Source organism: Frigoriflavimonas asaccharolytica, from assembly GCF_013294015.1.
Lineage (GTDB): Bacteria > Bacteroidota > Bacteroidia > Flavobacteriales > Weeksellaceae > Frigoriflavimonas > Frigoriflavimonas asaccharolytica.
In genome coordinates this window covers 60861-79604 of the sequence record NZ_JABSNO010000004.1, presented here as the reverse complement: position 1 = coordinate 79604, position 18744 = coordinate 60861, and the positions used below count along the sequence as shown (strand labels likewise).

17 protein-coding genes are annotated in these 18744 nt (G+C 31.3%); 6 read left to right on the top strand and 11 right to left on the bottom strand.

Features of this window, described 5'->3' with window-relative positions:
- Positions 1-19: 19 nt before the first annotated feature.
- The 5 genes from HNQ03_RS03675 to HNQ03_RS03655 form a co-directional block, all read right to left on the bottom strand.
- On the bottom strand, positions 20-697 hold the full coding sequence (locus HNQ03_RS03675) for a hypothetical protein (protein WP_173778306.1): 678 nt from the start codon (positions 695-697) through the stop codon (positions 20-22).
- Between the two features lie 163 nt (positions 698-860).
- Positions 861-1520, bottom strand: a complete 660-nt coding sequence (locus HNQ03_RS03670) for a hypothetical protein (RefSeq protein ID WP_173778305.1) — start codon at positions 1518-1520, stop codon at positions 861-863.
- Positions 1521-1728: 208 nt separating this feature from the next.
- Positions 1729-2286 (bottom strand): DUF6252 family protein, encoded by a 558-nt coding sequence (locus tag HNQ03_RS03665; RefSeq protein WP_173778304.1) that lies wholly within the window; start codon positions 2284-2286, stop codon positions 1729-1731.
- 81 nt (positions 2287-2367) lie between these two features.
- On the bottom strand, positions 2368-2982 hold the full coding sequence (locus HNQ03_RS03660; RefSeq protein ID WP_194305152.1) for a hypothetical protein: 615 nt from the start codon (positions 2980-2982) through the stop codon (positions 2368-2370).
- Between the two features lie 80 nt (positions 2983-3062).
- On the bottom strand, positions 3063-3653 hold the full coding sequence (locus tag HNQ03_RS03655; protein ID WP_173778303.1) for a Crp/Fnr family transcriptional regulator: 591 nt from the start codon (positions 3651-3653) through the stop codon (positions 3063-3065).
- Positions 3654-3802: 149 nt separating this feature from the next.
- On the opposite strand from HNQ03_RS03655, the gene HNQ03_RS03650 reads away from it, so the two are divergent.
- The 4 genes from HNQ03_RS03650 (at position 3803) to HNQ03_RS03635 (ending at position 6687) form a co-directional block, all read left to right on the top strand.
- Positions 3803-4825 (top strand): glutaminyl-peptide cyclotransferase, encoded by a 1023-nt coding sequence (locus tag HNQ03_RS03650; RefSeq protein WP_173778302.1) that lies wholly within the window; start codon positions 3803-3805, stop codon positions 4823-4825.
- Positions 4826-4915: 90 nt separating this feature from the next.
- Positions 4916-5620 (top strand): hypothetical protein, encoded by a 705-nt coding sequence (locus tag HNQ03_RS03645; RefSeq protein ID WP_317170343.1) that lies wholly within the window; start codon positions 4916-4918, stop codon positions 5618-5620.
- 3 nt (positions 5621-5623) lie between these two features.
- Entirely contained in the window at positions 5624-6238 is a 615-nt protein-coding gene (locus HNQ03_RS03640) for a deoxynucleoside kinase (RefSeq protein ID WP_173778300.1), read from the top strand.
- A gap of 104 nt (positions 6239-6342) precedes the next feature.
- Positions 6343-6687: an ArsC/Spx/MgsR family protein gene (locus tag HNQ03_RS03635; protein WP_173778299.1), complete on the top strand. Its 345-nt coding sequence runs from the start codon at positions 6343-6345 to the stop codon at positions 6685-6687.
- Between the two features lie 4 nt (positions 6688-6691).
- Here the strand turns inward: HNQ03_RS03635 and HNQ03_RS03630 are convergent, their stop codons facing one another.
- From HNQ03_RS03630 to HNQ03_RS03620, 3 genes are all read right to left on the bottom strand, one after another.
- Complete coding sequence (locus HNQ03_RS03630) at positions 6692-7588, bottom strand: TIGR01777 family oxidoreductase (protein ID WP_173778298.1); 897 nt, start codon at positions 7586-7588, stop codon at positions 6692-6694.
- Positions 7589-7667: 79 nt separating this feature from the next.
- The gene (locus HNQ03_RS03625; protein WP_173778297.1) at positions 7668-7994 is read right to left on the bottom strand and encodes a DUF493 family protein; all 327 of its coding nucleotides are present in this window, start codon (positions 7992-7994) and stop codon (positions 7668-7670) included.
- 22 nt (positions 7995-8016) lie between these two features.
- Entirely contained in the window at positions 8017-8703 is a 687-nt protein-coding gene (locus HNQ03_RS03620; RefSeq protein WP_173778296.1) for a DUF4197 family protein, read from the bottom strand.
- A gap of 250 nt (positions 8704-8953) precedes the next feature.
- Between HNQ03_RS03620 and purB the strand changes: the two genes are divergently transcribed.
- Positions 8954-10381: an adenylosuccinate lyase gene (gene purB, locus HNQ03_RS03615; RefSeq protein ID WP_173778295.1), complete on the top strand. Its 1428-nt coding sequence runs from the start codon at positions 8954-8956 to the stop codon at positions 10379-10381.
- Positions 10382-10640: 259 nt separating this feature from the next.
- A complete protein-coding gene (locus tag HNQ03_RS03610; protein WP_173778294.1) occupies positions 10641-14330 on the top strand; it encodes a phosphoribosylformylglycinamidine synthase in 3690 nt (1229 codons plus the stop codon).
- A 276-nt stretch (positions 14331-14606) separates the two neighbouring features.
- Here HNQ03_RS03610 and HNQ03_RS03605 read toward each other — a convergent pair whose 3' ends face one another.
- The 3 genes from HNQ03_RS03605 to mltG all read right to left on the bottom strand — a co-directional run bounded on the left by HNQ03_RS03605 (position 14607) and on the right by mltG (position 18711).
- A complete protein-coding gene (locus HNQ03_RS03605) occupies positions 14607-14978 on the bottom strand; it encodes a diacylglycerol kinase family protein (RefSeq protein ID WP_173778293.1) in 372 nt (123 codons plus the stop codon).
- 70 nt (positions 14979-15048) lie between these two features.
- Positions 15049-17556, bottom strand: a complete 2508-nt coding sequence (locus HNQ03_RS03600) for a TonB-dependent receptor domain-containing protein (RefSeq protein WP_173778292.1) — start codon at positions 17554-17556, stop codon at positions 15049-15051.
- 120 nt (positions 17557-17676) lie between these two features.
- Entirely contained in the window at positions 17677-18711 is a 1035-nt protein-coding gene (gene mltG / locus HNQ03_RS03595) for an endolytic transglycosylase MltG (protein WP_173778291.1), read from the bottom strand.
- Between the last annotated feature and the right edge of the window lie 33 nt (positions 18712-18744).

The following is an 18744-nucleotide window of genomic DNA, read 5'->3' as shown; positions in this document are numbered from 1 at the left end:
CCTTTTATTTTAAGGGAAATTAATTAAAATTTGTAATCCCAATTGTATTTTTATTAATATCAAATCTTCCGTCAGTAATTGTAATAATTTCGTTAGCATTGCTAACATTTTTTGCTTTGCAACTAAATGTTGCTGAAAGAATTTGGGCGTCGCTTTTTATGACATTTATGTATCCAGTATTTTCTATTGAAACATAATTATGACCTATTCCCTGTGCATCATAGAAGACGAAAAGAATGTATGTTTTATAATTATCATTGAAATCTGGATTTTGAGGAATTATTCCATTAAAAATAGGATAATCTCCTATTGGAATGGGAGTATTATAATTTGGTACTCCTTGCAAATAAATATATGCTCCACCTCTTTTAGATTCTCTTAAATCATAAGCAGAAAGAATTTCAAATGGATAGTTATTATTTTCATTTGCATAATGGCATGGATAATGATTACTTCCCGGTGGAATATAACCAATAGAGTTTCTAGGCACCATCACAACACCATTTATTTTGCAACCAAAGGTATTCGCACCCGTTGTTGTAATTGCAGGTAATTGCGGGTTGTACACATCTTGGGTGCTTTCTTCGGAACTTCGTGCGCATTGCACAAGAACCGTTACACATAAAAGAAGTAGCAGTAGATTTTTATTCATCAATTTAAATTTAAAATCAAAGAATTTTGGGGTTTGTAGTTTCATAATATTTTTGGTTAAAAGTTAGATAAAAGTATAATGTATTTTTGGTAAAAACATTCATTAAAAGAAAAAGAGATTATTTTCATAATTTTGTAATATTAAATGGTTTAAATTTTTGATTAGATTGCTATTTAATTTGGGAGCAATTGCAGTTGGTCCTTTTATTTTAAGGAAAGTTTGTACTATTTATAGTGTTTCCAAAATCAAACCTCCCATCTGTTATATCTATGATATCATTTGGGTTCTGAACATTTCTTGCTTTGCAAAAAAAAGTTCCGGAAAGAATGGCATTATCATTTTTAAGCAGTACTATTTTTCCAGTTCCAGCAATAGATTTGTAATTATTAACAACTCCATCTTTAAAAGCAGTGATATATATATAATTATTATAATTGTCATTTAAAAAACTTGGTGAAATTCCGTCATAAATCTCATATTCGCCAGTTTGAAAATAGTTGTTTGCAGATAAATTTTGCAAATAAATAAATACTCCACCTCGTTTAGTTTCTCTTTTATCGGCGGCTTGAATATAAAGATATTCATTATTAGAACTACCTGCAACAATTATAGGATAATGATTACTTCCCGGTGGAATATAACCAATAGAGTTTCTTGGCACCATCACAACACCATTAATTTTGCAACCAAATGTGTTCGCACCCGTTGTTGTAATTGCAGGTAATTGTGGATTGTACGCATCTTGGGTGCTATCTTCGGAACTTCGTGCGCATTGCACAAGAACCGTTACAAAGAAAAGAATAAGGAGTACATTTTTATTCATCAATTTAAATTTAAAATCAAAGAATTTTGGGTTTTGTAGTTTCATAATATTTTGTTTAAATGGTAGATAAATGTAATACGTGGTTTTTAAAAAAAAATAGACAGCAGCAAAAAAGTATTTTGTTGAAATTTTTCATAAATTTGAATTTTTAAAAGTTAAATAATTAGAGTTGTTTGCTTTTGAATTATTTGGGAAGGCGACGCCAATCGTCTTCCTTTTAGTAATAGGAATTGTATAGCATAATAATATTAATTTAAGGTGCATAGTGTACATCAAATCTACCCTCTCTTATTTCTACTTTTTCACCGTTTGCATTAACTGCATCATACCAAAAAGTTCCAGAAATAATGTTATTATTTGTGTTTAAATTTGTGATTTTAATTTCCCCTAAAACATTATTTGAAGTTTTGTAATATCCAATATCGTAGTTAACATAATGTGCATATGCTTTTATTTGAGTATTATTATTTAAATTTTCTTCTAAAACATATGTTTTACCTACTTCAAAATTTAGATTATCCGACCCAATTCCTACACTTTTTAAAATATTATTGGAATTATCTTGAATATTTAATCCGAAATGAAATCCACCATTTAAAAATTGATATTGCGATGCCAATACAGGTCCACTTTGTATTTTTTGTCCTCTTGGCAAAAGTACTTTTCCATTTACTAAGCAACCAGCAGTATTTGCACCAATTTGCGTAGCAGCAGGTAGTTGGTCTTGTTGTCCAGTATCATCTGTTCCAGAGTTTCTGCTGCAGTTTAAGGTTAAAAAAGCACAGAAAATTAATGTGATTAGATTTTTCATAATATTTTGTTTTAATTATTCAGTAACATTACCTGTAGTTTTTGGATAAAAACTTAATCATGATTAAGAAATGAAGACTGTTTAATATTCTTTGTGAATACCCAAACCATACACGAAACCTAAACCTACGTATGATTTTTTAGAAATATTGCCAACAAGTTTTATCCCAAAACTTCTGCCAAAAGTGGTGGGTTTGCCAATTGGAATTAAGCCATAAAGCACTCTAAAAGGTGCTTTTTTACTTTTAAATAAACTAAAATTTGCTTCGAAAGGGAAACCTATGAAGTTTTCTTTATTGTCAATTTTTTGGTTTTGTTCTAAAAAAATGATTTGCTGATTTTGTACGATTGAAATACCACCTAAAACGCTAAAAGAATGTCCGTTTACAACCCAACGTTTTCCATATAATAAAGCATATTCTTGCATATTATTTTTTTCTTTTGTTACAGGAAAAGGAATTATCAACGCTAATTGCACAAGACCAATATTTATTTGTGCATTATTGATGTATCTTGCAGAAAAAAGATTGTTTTTGTTTTGATAATTTGCTTCACCACCAATAAGAAAACCAGAATCTCCTCCTATTTTTCCGCCGTATCCAAAAATAGACTCAGCATAGATAATTGGTGTTTTGTTTTGTTGCGAAAAAATTAAACTTGCATTCAAAACTAAAAATAGAACAAAATACTTTCTCATAATTTTACTTTTTTGTAAAAATAGATAAGACTTTACGTAAAAAACTTAATTATGATTAAGAAATGAACCAAAAAAAACTTCTATGGAGAAGTTTTTTTATTTTTAAAATATTCAGCCTTAATTTTAGAAAAGTATTGCGGCGTTACATTTAAGTAGGTTGCGATGGTTTTATCTTTTACACGCCTATTTATTTCAGAAAATTCTTGTAGGCATTTTATTACGCGTTGCTTTTCATTTAATGTCGTCATAAATTGAAACCGATCAATATTAAATTTCACTGTTTTCTCTAAAATTTTAGAATATAAATGCGTGAGATTGGGCGATTGAGAAAGTATTAAATAAAAATTTTCTCTTGTAATGTAATAAAGTAGGCAATCTTCTAAACATTCTATATTTTCTACATTCTTATTTTGCCTTGTAAACGAAATAAGATTTGTACAAAATTCGCCTTCCAGTCCAAATTTTCTTGTGCATTCTAAACCATTTATAGTAAAATAGAAAATCCTGAGTGCACCTTTATATATGAAGTACATTTTGCTGCAATCTTCCTTATCATTAATTAAAATATCATTTCTACGGTATTTAGAAAATGTAAAATATTTTTGTATTAGATTTTTATCACTTTGGGGCAATTCAATCGCAACCTTCTTGAAAATTTTATCAATACTCATGATTTAATATTTATTATTTTTTCTTTTATCAAAATACCTTTGAAAAGAAAAAAGTTCGTTTTGCATATCAATGTTTTTTATCAAAAATTTAAAAATGATTTTCAAATGTACTATTTCTTTTTTCAGTAAATTTGACAAAATTTTTATTGATGAAAAAGTTAGTTTTGTTATTCCTATTTTCTGTTTTGATGATTTCTTGTAATAAAGACAAAGAAATTTTGAACAGCCTCAATTCCTACAATACAGAAATGGAATCTACAGGTTATCATTTCGGTGATGAACTGAAAATACCCGAAGATGTTACGAAAAATGCAGAATCTATCAGCGTTAGCTTTGGAGACAAAGAAACATCATCATTAAAAATAGACGATGAATTCTATACTCTTGGAGATAATGCAGTTACATTTATCATCAAGAAAAAAGATGGAACGACGCTAAATCAAGATGCAACCATCAATGTTTTTGCAAAAAATCCCGAAGCAGATCTTAAATTTGAAATCGTAGCAGAATATCCACATGATCCGAAAAATTTTGTGCAAGGTTTTCAATTAGAAGGAAACACCATCTACGAAAGTGATGGCCAAACTGGCGAATCTAGATTGATAAAATACAATCTTGGTACTACAAATCCTATAGCAGAAAGTAAGCAAGCAGATGATATTTTTTCGGAAGGAGCTGCAATAGTGGGAGATAAAATTTATCAATTAACCTGGAGAAATAAAAAAGGATTTATTTATGACAAAAATTCCTTAAAACTTTTAAGCGAATTTCCTTACAACAATATGATAGGTGAAGGTTGGGGTTTAACGTATAACGGAAAAGATTTAATCCTTTCTGATGGTACTAAAAATCTGTATTTCTTAGATACGAAAGATCCATCAAAATTGATAAGATATATTTCTGTAGCAGGAAATTCTTCGGCTTACGATCAATTGAACGAACTAGAATTTCACGATGGTTTCATCTATGCAAACGTTTGGCAAAAACCAATTATCTTAAAAATAAATCCTAAAAATGGAGAAGTTGTTGGCAAATTCGATTTTACAGATTTGGCTAGTAAAAATACCAAAGATGCTACAAACGATGTGCTGAATGGTATCGCATTCAAAGGAGATAATATGCTTGTTACGGGCAAACTTTGGTCAAAAATTTATGAAGTAAAAATAAATTAACCAGAAAATTTGAAGTTTTTAACCCTAATTTTCACTTTTTTTATCTGTACAATTTCTGCGCAGAAAATATTAGTTTTCGATAGTTTAAAAGTGAAAGAAGCAAAAAATTTCTTCGCAGACGATTATGGGAATCTGTATTTGTATAAAAATAAAGATTTTAATTTTTCAAAATACGATTCTCTTGGCAAGCAATTGGGACAAATGAGATTGACTTTGCCTTTTAAAATTCAAGATATCCAAAACCCATTAAATATTATACTTTTTTCTGAAAATGCGCAAGAAATAAAATTAGTAGATGCCAATTTAGTAGAAATTCAAAGCGTAGATTTAAGAAGGTTTGGTTTCATAAAAATGGCATACGTAGAAGATCAACAGCAAATTTGGTTGCTGGATGAAAGTACAAAACGCTTGCTGCAATACAGATTCCGACAAGACAATATTTTGCAAGCGTATCAAATGTATTTTGATGTAGAAAATGTGAAAGATATGATTGTCTACAAAGAAAAAATCTATATCTTATCCAATAAAGCATTTACAGTATACAATTTTAAGGGTGAAAAACTGAATGCTTTTCCAACAGACAACGGTGTGAGATTACGCAGAGAAAATGACGAAATTCTGTTGATTGGTACAAAATCCATTATAAAATTTAATGCAGAATTTAGGGATAAAATTATTTTTGATAAAGAAAATGCTAGAATTGTGGATAAAAACAATAGCACATATTTTGAAGTGAATGGCAATAAAATTTATCTTTACCCCATTCTAAAAGAAACCGAAATTATTACAGATTAAAGTATGCACATTGCCATCACAGGAAATATTGGAGCCGGAAAAACAACACTTACTACAATGCTATCCAAGCATTACAATTGGGAAGCACAGTTCGAAGATGTGGATCACAATCCTTATCTAGAAGATTTTTATTCAGATATGAACAAATGGAGTTTTGCTTTGCAAATTTATTTTTTAGGAAGTAGATTTAGACAAGTAAAAGAAATTCGTGAAAGTGGAAAAAATGTGATTCAAGATAGAACCATTTATGAAGATGCCCACATATTTGCAGAAAACTTAAACGATATGAATCTTCTTACAGAAAGAGATTACAATAATTATCTTTCCGTTTTCAATTTGATGAAAGACTTCGTTTCTGCACCAGATTTACTTATTTATTTAAAATCTGACGTTCCCAACTTAGTAAAGAAAATTTACAAAAGAGGCCGAGATTACGAAGCCAGTATTTCTATAGATTATCTTTCTAAATTGAACGAAAAATACGAAAAATGGATAGAAAATTATCAAGAAGGTAAACTGCTGATCATTGAAGTTGATAATTTGGATTTTGTAGACAAACCCGAAGATTTTGGTTTAATTTTAGAAAAAATTGATGCCGAATTAAACGGATTATTTTAGAAATTTTCTAAGAAAAGATATAATTTTATCTTTGTTTTTTAAAGTAGATTTACCTAAGATTTTTAAAATCAATCGTCAACTATCAATCATCAATTTTATTTCTAATGATTAAAGTCTTACATAATGATACTTGTTCAAAATCGAGAGCTATCTTAGAATATTTGGATGAAAATGGCGTGCAATTCGAAATTCTAGACATCATCAAAAATCCACTTTCTGAGGTAGAATTAAAAACCATTCTTAAAAAATTGGGCAAGACTGCTAAAGAAATTGTAAGGTATTTCGACCCTGAATACAGCACAAAATACAAATATTCTGAGCAAACTGAGGAAGAAGTCTTTGATGTTATACTGCATAATCCACAATTAATGCAGCGGCCAATATTGGTAAAAGGCAATTTGGCAATGGTTTGCAGACCTGTAGAAAATGTACGTTTTTTTATAGATTAAATTATTATTTCAATAATTCTTGTAACGCACTTTCCAATTTTGGAAATCTAAATTTAAAACCTTCAGATTTTATTTTTTCGTTGGATGCTCTTGTTCCTTCCAAAATAATGGAAGACATTTCTCCAAAAACTATTTTTAACACAAAACCTGGTGCGGCGATGGGCAAAAAGAATTTATTAGATTTTTTTGCCAAAGTTCTCATAAAAGCTTTATTTGTTTCAATCTCATCTGCAACAGCGTTATAATTCCCATTTGCAGCAGAATTTTCTACAAAATAAGCATACATATTTACAAGATCATCTATATGTATCCAGTTCATCCATTGTTTTCCGCTACCAACTGCAGATCCAATATTAAAATCCACCACTTTTTTCAGCATTGGGAAGCTGCCACCATTTTTTGCAAGAACCATTGCCGTTCTCACGCAAACAATTCTATCTGCAACATTAGAAAATTCGTAGGCCGCGTTTTCCCAATCTTCGCTCAACTTCGCAAGAAAATCTTGGTGAATAATACCATCGTTTTCCGTTAATATTTGATCAGAAGTGAATGTTCCATAATAATTGACGCCAGAAGCAGAAATGAAAAAATTTAGTTTCGTATTTAAATTTTTGCAAGTTTTCAATAATAGATTTGCGCTATCAATTCTACTGCTGTATAATATTTTTTTGTAATCTTCTGTCCAGTTTTCACCAATGGATGCACCAGCAAGATGGATGATTCCATCTAAATTCTCGAAAGCTTTTTCGTCAATTTCATTTTTTTCTATGTTCCAAACAAAAGAATTTTTGTCACTGGTTTTGTTTCTAGATACTACACGAACCTCATGTTTTTCCGCACGAAGTTTTTTCACTAATGCTGATCCTATCAATCCAGTTCCGCCAGTTATTAAAATATTCATTTCAGGTTTGTTTTAAGCATTTAGCCAAGAAAATGACAATTATTAAATTTAAAATTTTTCTTTTTGTGTTGGTAAATATCTAAAGCATAATAATACCTTCAATCACACCAGATTTTTTGTAGATGTCTGTTATTTGGTTGGCATCCAATACAAAAGCTAGAATACTTGCAGAAATATATTTCCCATTTTTGCTTTCTCTAGTGCTTATGGTATATTTCAAGTCATCAAAAACCTGAAACAATTGCATCATTTTTTTCTGGTTGTTTGGGAATATAAATTTAAAAAGATAATCTTCCGGGAAATTATGATTTGTAGTCAGTTTTTCTTCCAAAGATGCATAAAAATCTTTCTGCGTTTGTTCTTCAGATTTTTCGTTGATGCAATCATCCTCAAATTCTTCTATCATTTTTATTACTTTAAAAATTAAATTATTTACTTGTAGGTATCATTTTATAGATACTATCATAATTGTCTACTTCGTGTTTTTGAACAATTCTAAAAAGGCCAGTCACCAATTGTTCGGCTGCAAGTGTACTTAAATCATTGCTTGCTACACTTTTTGTACCAGAATTTCCCAGCAAACTCCCAAGCAAATTACTTCCTTGCAAAGCAGTATTTATAGAATTTACGATACCAAATTGATTAAGCTTTTCATCAACTTTCGGTTTTATAGCGGCAACGAGTGCGTCATAGCTTTTCTCTCTCAATATTTGAGTTCCCATACCTTTTTCACCTTGCATAATTCTTGTTACATCATCTGCGTTTAAAGAATTTACAGCATTTTGCAAAATTGGCGAAGAAGTATTAACCGTATAAGCGGCAGCTTCGGCAAGAAAATCTTTCTCTTTGGCCAATAAACTTGGCGAAATTTTAGCTAAAATAGTATTAATTTCTCTCAACTGAGAGGGCATTGCTTGTTCTATTAGATCATTTCCTAGAAAAGCATTTTTGTCACCATAGATATTTGTGGCTTTATTGATGCCACCCAAGAGAACATTTTTAATAATTGAAATACCAACACTTGATGTTGCCAATGCAGTACAAGACTGTGTTGTAGAAAGTACAAATGCACCAGAACTTAAGATGATAGCTGCAGAAATAATATATTTTTTCATAAGTAGATTTTTATGTTTTTAATTTACAAAACTTTAGCAAGTTTTCAAATATTAAGCCAAATAAAATTGTTTTTTCTAAATTAAAAAACAAGGAGTACAATTTAGGAATTTTTGCCGGTAACTTTGGTATTTTCTGCGTAGATTTTTAATAAAATTAATTACTTTCTTTTATATTAAAATCTTCTCCTCATGCAACTTTCAATTTACGTTTAAAAGCCTTATTTTTGTATCAAATTATTGAATTTTCTATATGAATACTTACAAAAATCCTTTAGAAGAGCGCTATTCTAGTAAAGAAATGCTCTACAATTTTTCGCCAGATCATAAATTTAGAAATTGGCGAAAATTATGGATTGCTCTCGCAGAAATTCAAAAAGATTTGGGTTTAAATATTACAGAAGCGCAAATTGCTCAACTAAAAGAGCAAGCAGAAAACATAGATTACGAAAAAGCCGCCGAATACGAAAAAAAATTCCGTCATGATGTTATGGCACATGTTCATGCATACGGAGATGTAGCGCCAGACGCAAAATCCATCATTCATTTGGGTGCAACTTCCGCATTTGTTGGTGATAATACAGATTTAATCCAAATACGCGATGGTCTGGAAATTTTGAGAGCAAAACTGGTGAATGTTATTCAAAAATTATCAGATTTCGCCAATGAATACAAAGATCTACCAACGCTTGGTTTCACGCATTATCAACCAGCACAACTTACAACCGTAGGAAAACGCGCCACACTTTGGTTGCAATCTTTGGTTTTAGATATAGAAGAATTAGATTTTTTCCTAGAAACGCTGCGTTTTCGCGGTGTGAAAGGAACTACAGGAACTGCAGCAAGTTTCCTAGAATTATTTGATGGAGATTACAGTAAAGTAAAAACTTTAGATAAAGAACTTTCTAAAAGATTTGGTTTTGATAAAGTTTTCGGCGTTTCTGGACAAACGTATGATCGGAAAATAGATGCAAAAGTAATGGCACTTTTATCCAATATTGCCCAATCTGCTCACAAATTTTCTAATGATATTCGCCTTCTTCAAAATTTAAAAGAAATAGAAGAACCTTTTGAAAAATCTCAAATCGGATCTTCTGCAATGGCTTATAAAAGAAATCCAATGCGAAGCGAAAGAATTGGTGCCTTATCCAAATTTGTGATGTCGCTTTCTTCAAGTTCCGCGCTAGTTGCTGCTACACAATGGTTTGAGCGTACTTTAGACGATTCTGCCAACAAAAGATTGGCTATTCCACAAAGTTTTTTGGCAGTTGATGCAATTTTGCTTATTTGGGATAATGTAATGTCTGGTTTGGTGGTCTATGAAAACAGAATTCACAAACACATCATGGAAGAATTGCCTTTTATGGCAACAGAATACATCATCATGGAAGAAGTGAAAGCTGGTGGAGATCGTCAGGAAATCCATGAAATTATTCGTGTACATTCTATGGAAGCCAGTAAAAAGGTGAAAATGGAAGGCAAAGAAAACGATTTATTAGAAAGAATAATGAGTGATGATACTTTAAAATTAGATAAATCTAAATTGAAAGAAGTACTAAATCCTAAAAACTTCATCGGTTTTGCACCAATTCAAACTAAAGAATTTTTGAGAGATGAAGTGCAACCAATTTTGGATAAATACAAAGATTTGCTGGGTTTGAAATCTGATTTGAAGGTTTAAAATTATTATTTTAAAAATTTGAATAATTTGGGCAGACATTTAACTTCGTTGAATGTAAATTTTATTTTTTACGGCAGACATTTCCGCCTTCCGTTCCCGCTTTTTTTATTGTTGACTTCGACAAGCTCAGCCACCAATAAAAAAGAGCTTCACTCAAGTCGGGCTGCAAAGTTTCGCTTTTTTCCAATTTGAGTAATAATATATGTATTTCCACTTTGTCAAAGTTAAAATCTTTGACAAAGTTTATTAAAAATAAACGATGAACAAAAGAATTTTCGTAGAGAAAAAAGCACTATTTGATGTAGAAAGTGCTAAAGTTTTAAAGCAAATTCAAGAATTATTTCCTGAATTGAAATCTGTGAAAGTATTTAATATTTACGATGTTTTCAATCTGGATGAAAATCACTTTGAAGAAGTTGTAAAAAATACTTTCGCAGATCCGGTGGTAGATATTGTGCATGAGGCAAATCCTACTCAAAAATCTCATTTTGCTATGGAATTTTTGCCAGGTCAGTTTGATCAAAGAGCAGATTCTGCAGAACAATGCATTGCTTTACTTACTGGAAAAAGCGACGCAAAAGTGCGCAGTGGAAAATTAATTGAGATAGAAAATGCAACCGAAAATCAGATTGGAGAAATCAAGAAGATTTTAATTAATAAAGTAGAAAGTCAGGTTAAAAATCTTGATGTTTTAGAAATTCCAAATGAAAATCAACCGAAACCTGTCATTGTTTATGAAGATTTTAATTCGCTAAATTCGAGTGAATTAGAGAAATTTTATTTGAATCACGGTTTTTCTTTTGGTTTAGACGATTTAGAATTTATTCAAAGTTATTTTAAAACAGAAAATAGAAATCCTACCGAAACAGAATTAAAAGTTCTCGATACCTATTGGAGCGATCATTGCAGACACACCACTTTTGAAACGGAACTAACTGATATTCAATTTGATGGTCAATTTAAAGAAACTTTAGAAACCCTTTTCAATGATTATTTAGAAAAAAGAAAATTCCTTGGTAGAACGGAAAAGCCAATTTCTTTGATGGATCTTGCTACCGTTGCTGCAAAATATTTCCACAAAACTGGTAAGTTGGATAATTTGGTAATTTCCGATGAAATCAACGCTTGTACTATCGAAATAGAAGCAGAATTTGACGGTAAAAAAGAACCGTATTATTTATTGTTTAAAAATGAAACCCACAATCATCCTACAGAAATAGAACCTTTTGGTGGCGCTTCCACGTGTTTGGGTGGCGCAATTCGAGATCCTTTGTCTGGTCGTGCTTTTGTATTTCAAGCGATGCGTTTATCTGGAGCAGCCAATGTTTTAGAAAATATTTCTGAAACTTTACCCGGAAAATTACCGCAAAAAACGATTACAAAACAAGCTGCAAACGGATTTTCATCTTATGGAAATCAAATTGGTTTGGCGACAACAATGGTCAGCGAAATTTACCATGAAGGTTACAAAGCAAAACGCATGGAAGTTGGTTTTGTTGCAGGTGCAGTTCCAAAATCTTGGGTGAAAAGAGAGCAACCAGAAAATGGAGATGTCGTGATCATTTTGGGTGGCGCAACCGGAAGAGATGGAGTAGGAGGTGCAACTGGAAGTTCCAAAGAACAAGACGAAACCTCTATAGAAACGCTTTCTACAGAAGTTCAAAAAGGAAATGCAGTTGAGGAAAGAAAAATTCAACGACTATTTAGAAATCCAGAAGTTACGAGATTAATTAAAAAATCCAACGATTTTGGCGCAGGTGGAGTTTCTGTAGCGATTGGAGAAATTGCAGATTCTTTAGAAATAAATTTGGATGTTTTACCAAAGAAATATGAAGGATTAAACGGAACCGAACTCGCTATTTCTGAATCTCAAGAGCGAATGGCTGTTGTGATAGAAGCAAAAGATAAAGAAAAATTTATTCAGTTTTGCCAGGAAGAAAATATTGTAGCCGTGCAGATTGCAAAAGTTACAGACTCTGGAAGAATGCAAATTTTCTGGAAAGGCGATAAAATAGTAGATTTAAGCAGAGCCTTTTTGGAAACCAATGGTTGCAAAAAAACGCAAGACGTAATTGTAGATGATTTAGCAAAAATTAGCTTAGAAAATGTAGAATTTAATAAAGAAAATTTTCTGGAAATTTTAGCTTCAAAAAATGTAGCTTCTCAAAAAGGTTTGGTAGAAATGTTTGATGCATCTGTTGGTGGAACTACCGTTGCAATGCCTTTTGGCGGGAAATACCAACAAACTTTGATGGAAGGTTCTGTGCAAACATTGCCAATTTTAAATGCCGAAAAAATAGAAACTGCAAGTTTTGCATCTTGGGGTTTTGATGCCGAAATTTCTGAACAAAATCCAATGATTGGAGCCAATTTAGCAGTTGTAGAAAGCGTTGCCAAAATTGTAGCAATGGGTGGAAACTTTAGAAATATACGTTTGAGTTTTCAAGAGTATTTTGAAAAATTGGGTGATAATCCGCAAAAATGGGGTAAACCTTTGGCTGCACTTTTAGGAGCTTATGATGCGCAAATAAAGCTTGGTTTGGCCGCAATTGGCGGAAAAGATTCTATGAGTGGAACATATTTAGACATCAATGTGCCGCCAACTTTAATTTCTTTTGCTTGTGCAAACGGCGAAAAATCTAATGTAATTTCCCCAGAATTTAAAAAAGCTGGCAACTTTATTTATCATTTTAAAAATGAAATTTCCGAGAATGGATTGCCAAATTTTGATCGATTAATTTCAGTTTTCGATTTCATTCATGAAAATATTCAAACAAAAAAAATCATTTCTGCTAAAACTATAAAAGAAGGTGGTGTTGCAATTGCACTCGCAAAAATGACTTTTGGTAATAGAGTTGGAGCGGAAGTTTGCATTGATAGAGCAGATGTTTTTGCTAAAGAAGTGGGAAGTTTGCTAATAGAATCTTCAGAAAAATTAGATTTTGAATTATTAAGATATATAGGTAAAACTACGGAAGAAAAATCCTTAACAATCATAGATCAAAAATTTGATATTGAAGAATTATTAAATGCCAATATTCAAACGTTTGAAAATTTATTTCCAACCATAGAACCAGAAAAAGTAGTGGTAGAATTGGAGCAAAATGAAAATTTATTTTCTAATAAAAATATTCAGATAAAATCTCATAAAATTGCGCAAGCAAAGGTTTTTGCGCCTATTTTTCCAGGGACAAATTGTGAATACGAAACACAAAACGCTTTCCGAAAAGAAGGAGCTTTGGTGAAAAGTTTGCCCTTCATTAATATAGATAATTCTGCAATGAATGAAAGTATTGATGCTTGGGTTTCTGAAATTAACCAATCTCAAATACTCGTTTTTTCTGGTGGATTTTCTGCGGGAGATGAACCAGATGGTTCTGCAAAATTTATTGTAAACGTGTTGAAAAATGCAAAAATGAAAGAAGCTGTTCATCAATTTTTAGAAAAAGATGGAATGATTCTCGGTATTTGCAACGGATTTCAAGCTTTGGTAAAATCTGGTTTGTTGCCTTTTGGAAAAATCATGGATTTAAATGAAAATGCACCAACTTTAGCACACAATTCCGTCGGAAGACACATTTCTCAAATGGTAAATGTGAAAGTTCTAAACGATGACAGTCCTTGGTTGAAAGGTACGAAAGGACAAACTTTTACCGTTCCAATTTCTCATGGAGAAGGCAGATTTGTTGCTGAAATATCGGTGTTGCAAGATTTATTAAATAAAGGACAAATTGCTACTCAATATGTAGATTTTGAGGGAAATATTGCTCATGGAATGCCATTTAATCCAAATCAGTCTTTGTTTGGAATTGAAGGAATTACCAGTGAAAGTGGAAAAATTTTCGGAAGAATGTCTCATCCAGAAAGGTTTGCAGAAGGTTTATTTAAAAATATTCCTGATGCGAATTACCACAATATTTTCAAAAATGGAGTGGAGTACTTTAAATAGATTTTTTTGAAGTCTTAATTAATATATCTCTTGCAGATTTTGCAGATTGAGCATATTTTTCTATTAAAAATAGATCTAAATGTATACCCGTAATTTATTTTAAAAAACTTTTTATGCAGTTTTTTGTCATTCCGTAGGAATCTAGCGTCCGTTTAAATAAAGCGTTGAGATTCCTACGGAATGACAATAATGTGTTAATTTAGTAACGATATTACCAAAAACGGACATAGATATAAATTTATTATTTTTTTAAAATCTGCGAAATTCATCTTAAAATTAGAAGAATTCCATAATATAATGTTGATAAATAATTATTCCAATTATTACCGCACCAATCGCAGCCATCAAAACTGCTCCTGCTGCAATATCTTTTATAATTCCAATTTTTGAGTTGAAATTGGGTTCTACAAAATCTGCCATTTTTTCTAGGGCGGTATTTAGCATTTCTGCTACCAAAACTACGAAGCAAACTATCAATATAATTGAAGTTTCTGCAGCATTTAATTCAAAATAGTAAATGAGAAATATATTTACAAAAAGAGCGAAAATTTCAATCTGAAAATTTCGCTCTTTTTTTATTACTAAAAATATACCTGTAAATGCATTTTCAAAAGTTTTAAAAAAATTTTGTTTCTGTAAATTTTTCATTTTAAGATTTTAAAATAGAATCTATTACAAATTTAAGTTTTTTTGTTCAAAACTTTTGGCATTTTAAATTTTACATTGGTGGTTCTTCATCTCCACCACCATTATTATTGATATCTCTTTTAGCTTTTTTCTGTGTTACTTTTTCACCTTGTTTAAATCTATAACTGAAACCTAAAGAAACTTGGCGCGGATTCCATTGGTTGTAAGATTCTCTTTCAAAGCCATCTCCAAAGGATGTGACGGTTCTAGCTCTAGTATTGAAGATATCTTGGATGTTGAAAGTAATGGTACCATCTCCATTCAAAACCGTTTTGCTTGCTCCAAAATTAATTGTGTACAAACCTTTTCTATCTTGGAAAGCCGTTTTTTCGCCACCACTATAGAAACCTTGCAACTGCATGTTGAAAGTTTTATCTATTTTGAAAGTATTTGTCAACCTTAATCTTGAAGAAAAACCATCTCCAGAGAAATCTATTGGTGTAGAAACCAATGCGGGATCATCAAACATACCTTCTACCTTGTAGCCAAACAATTCCATGCTACCCAATACTTTGTACCAAGGCAAAATATCTGCGGTGAAGTTTAAATCTAACCCATATTGCGTTTCTGCGCCAATATTGTACGGTCTTGTTACAAAATTATCTGACGTAAGATTTTCCCTTGTTACGACAAATTGTGTTTCGCCCACTGTTCTTTTGTAGTATAAAGTAGGGTTGATGGTGAATTTTTTCTTTTGTATAGCATATCCAAGTTCAAAAGAGTTGGTATATTCTGGATTTAAATCAGGATTTCCAAAAAACTGATTTCTATTATCACTAAATGAAGAAAATGGAATTAAGAAATAAGATCTTGGTCTGTTGATACGTCTGGAATAATTTAACAATAGTTGATTGTCATCATTTTCACCAACATCATAACTCAAAAATACACTTGGAAATAATCCTGTGTAATTTTTCTTAATGTCTGAATTGGTACCACTTAAATTATTAAAATCTACAGTGATATTAGAATTTTCTGCACGCAAACCAAGTTGATACCCAACTTTCCCTGTTTTACTTTTAAATTGAGCATAAGCTGCTTGTGTTCTTTCTTTGTAAATAGTTTTGCTGGTGAAATCATTTAATACATTAAAATTAACTTGATCAAAAGATTCTGTAACCTTATAATCATAATCATTCGTATTTTGATCTATTCTATAGCCAGCTTCTACTTTAGATTTTTCTCCAATTGGAAGTTCATAATCTACTTTACCAACCAAAGTTTTATTGATGGTATTTTGATTGATATTATTATTTAAAATAAAAATATTATTCGAAGATTCTTCTACCAAAGAGTTGTTTTTATTATCACTTTGCTGTAAACTGATGGATGCAGTAAGAATTTGCCCTTTGTCATCAAATTTATGATCCAAACCAGCATCTACTTGCCACGTGAAATTGTCTCCATTTCCTACAGTATATCTTCTAGAATTATCGAGTAAGTTTTTGGAAGCATCTAATGTTTTGTAATTCACATTGGAAAAACTTTCACTTTCAAAAGTACGCAGCAAACCACTTGCATTGATGGAAGTCTTATCTGTAATGTCTACATTAAAACCAGTATTAACATTATAAGAATCGTTTTTATTTGTATTTTTACTGTCCTGTTCCGTGTATCCAGTGATTGAATTGTTGCTATCAAAATATTTAGCATCATTGGTATTTTTGCTTTCTCTTTCGTTGTAACCACCACCACCATTGACGAAATAATTCCAATTATTAACTTTCCAACTTAAGTTTGCGTTTAAAGATGTTTGTGGAAGGTAACCAAGATTTCCAGTTACTGTTCCATTGAAACCTCTACCTTTCGTTTTCTTTAAAATAATATTTAGAATACCAGCAGATCCACTTGCTTCAAACTTAGAAGAAGGATTGGTGATTACTTCAATTCTATCTATCTGGTCTGCAGGAATAGAACGTAAAGCATCTGCACCACTATCTATACCAAGAAGAGCAGAAGGTTTTCCGTTTATCAAAAATCTTATATTGGAGTTGCCACGCATAGAAACTGTGCCATCTGTATCTACCGCAATGGAGGGTACATTTGCCAAAACATCCTGTAAATTTCCACCTTTTGAAATTAAATCCGAACTTGGATCGTAGACTTTTTTGTCTAATTCTACACGATATGGTTTTGTACTTTGAGCTTGTATCACAACACCTTCTATATTTTGAGTTGGTGTTAAATTTTCAGATTTAGCGAATTCTATTTTAAAATTTTCTATTTCCCCAGGTTTTTCAATGGTTCTGGTAAATACAGCTTTTTTGAAATCAAAAGCTTCTATAGTAATAGTATATTTTCCAGGCATTAAGGATAAAGTAATATTTCCTTCTTCATCACTCAAAGCTGCATCACTGTTTGTAATACTTTCGCTATTACTAAAAGAAATTGAAGCATAAGCAACGGGTAAATTTTGGGAATCTACTATTTTTGTGGTAATAGGTAATTTTTCTTGCGAGAATGCTAAAGATGATGCTAAAAGTAGAAATGCAATAACAGCAGGTTTCTTAATACTTTTTTGGATAATGTGAGAATTCATAAAAGAAGTAGTTAAATTTTGTATAAAAAATTTAGATTAAAATATTATCTAAAAGTTAAATCTATATGTCGCAGAAAATGGTAAAATGTTAAACTTATTTTAAAAAATTAGTAAAATGTCTTATTTAATATTTTTAGAATTCAACCAATCTTGATATTCTTTCGCATTTTTTTCATGTTCTACTGCAGAGTTTGTGAACTTATGAAAGCCGAATTTTTTTGGGTTGGCGCACATGAAAATATAGTCATTGCTTTCATAGTTTAAAACCGCATCTACAGAATTTTTGTCCGTTACGCAGATTGGACCAGGAGGAATTCCTGAATTTGCATACGTATTATATGGGGATTGTTCTCTCAAATGTTTGTAAAGCACTCTTTTTATAGGTGTGGTGAAATTGCTTGCCTTGTTTACGGCATAGATAACTGTAGGATCACTTTGCAATTTCATACCTTTTTTGTAACGATTCATGTATAAACCCGCAATGGTTTTCATTTCGTCTGGTTTTCCGCCAGATTCTTTGTAAACTATCGATGCCAAAGCATGCACTTGATCTCTAGAAAGTCCTTTTTCTTTTTGTAGAGCAATTCTATCCGCCGTCCAAAAATCATTGTATTGATCTTCAAATTTTTTGAAGAATTCTGCAGGTGTCACCGTCCAAAAGAAATTATAGGTATCTATAAAAAAATATTTTTTTAGATCTTCTGCATTTTTAAAACCTTTACCAATTGCGATTCTATCCAAATCTTTTGCAAACTTCACAGAATCTGCTTCCGTTTTCAAAGCTACTTTACCAACCATTTGATAGACATCAAAAAAATCGCCAATGCGGAAACTATTTTCTGTTTGATTTCCAGCTTTTATCATGTTCACAAGATCTTTATTACCTGTTCCTCTGGCAAATTTATATCTTCCCGCTTTAAAAAAAGTGTTCATATTTTTATCAATCGCCACTTTTTCAAACGAGCTTACATCTTTCACGTAAGGTCTTATGGAATCCAAAATTTGTGAAAATTTAGCATCAGACGGAATTAAGACAAAACCATCTTTCGCAACATTGTTTTGGTAATAGGTATTGTAATATTTATACCCAAAAAATCCGCCAATTATAGCAAATAATACGATGACGATAATAGCAATTGAGCAACCTTTTTTCATAAATAATTATTTAAAAAATCCAAAATTTGATAT

Coding starts and splice junctions, on each gene's coding strand:
- HNQ03_RS03605 (WP_173778293.1), bottom strand. CDS start 14,978: ATGAAAAATTTACAGAAACAAAATTTTTTTAAAACTTTTGAAAATGCA.
- HNQ03_RS03600 (WP_173778292.1), bottom strand. CDS start 17,556: ATGAATTCTCACATTATCCAAAAAAGTATTAAGAAACCTGCTGTTATT.
- HNQ03_RS03635 (WP_173778299.1), top strand. CDS start 6,343: ATGATTAAAGTCTTACATAATGATACTTGTTCAAAATCGAGAGCTATC.
- HNQ03_RS03630 (WP_173778298.1), bottom strand. CDS start 7,588: ATGAATATTTTAATAACTGGCGGAACTGGATTGATAGGATCAGCATTA.
- HNQ03_RS03610 (WP_173778294.1), top strand. CDS start 10,641: ATGAACAAAAGAATTTTCGTAGAGAAAAAAGCACTATTTGATGTAGAA.
- HNQ03_RS03660 (WP_194305152.1), bottom strand. CDS start 2,982: ATGAGAAAGTATTTTGTTCTATTTTTAGTTTTGAATGCAAGTTTAATT.
- HNQ03_RS03675 (WP_173778306.1), bottom strand. CDS start 697: ATGAAACTACAAACCCCAAAATTCTTTGATTTTAAATTTAAATTGATG.
- HNQ03_RS03620 (WP_173778296.1), bottom strand. CDS start 8,703: ATGAAAAAATATATTATTTCTGCAGCTATCATCTTAAGTTCTGGTGCA.
- purB (WP_173778295.1), top strand. CDS start 8,954: ATGAATACTTACAAAAATCCTTTAGAAGAGCGCTATTCTAGTAAAGAA.
- HNQ03_RS03670 (WP_173778305.1), bottom strand. CDS start 1,520: ATGAAACTACAAAACCCAAAATTCTTTGATTTTAAATTTAAATTGATG.
- HNQ03_RS03640 (WP_173778300.1), top strand. CDS start 5,624: ATGCACATTGCCATCACAGGAAATATTGGAGCCGGAAAAACAACACTT.
- mltG (WP_173778291.1), bottom strand. CDS start 18,711: ATGAAAAAAGGTTGCTCAATTGCTATTATCGTCATCGTATTATTTGCT.
- HNQ03_RS03625 (WP_173778297.1), bottom strand. CDS start 7,994: ATGATAGAAGAATTTGAGGATGATTGCATCAACGAAAAATCTGAAGAA.
- HNQ03_RS03650 (WP_173778302.1), top strand. CDS start 3,803: ATGAAAAAGTTAGTTTTGTTATTCCTATTTTCTGTTTTGATGATTTCT.
- HNQ03_RS03655 (WP_173778303.1), bottom strand. CDS start 3,653: ATGAGTATTGATAAAATTTTCAAGAAGGTTGCGATTGAATTGCCCCAA.
- HNQ03_RS03665 (WP_173778304.1), bottom strand. CDS start 2,286: ATGAAAAATCTAATCACATTAATTTTCTGTGCTTTTTTAACCTTAAAC.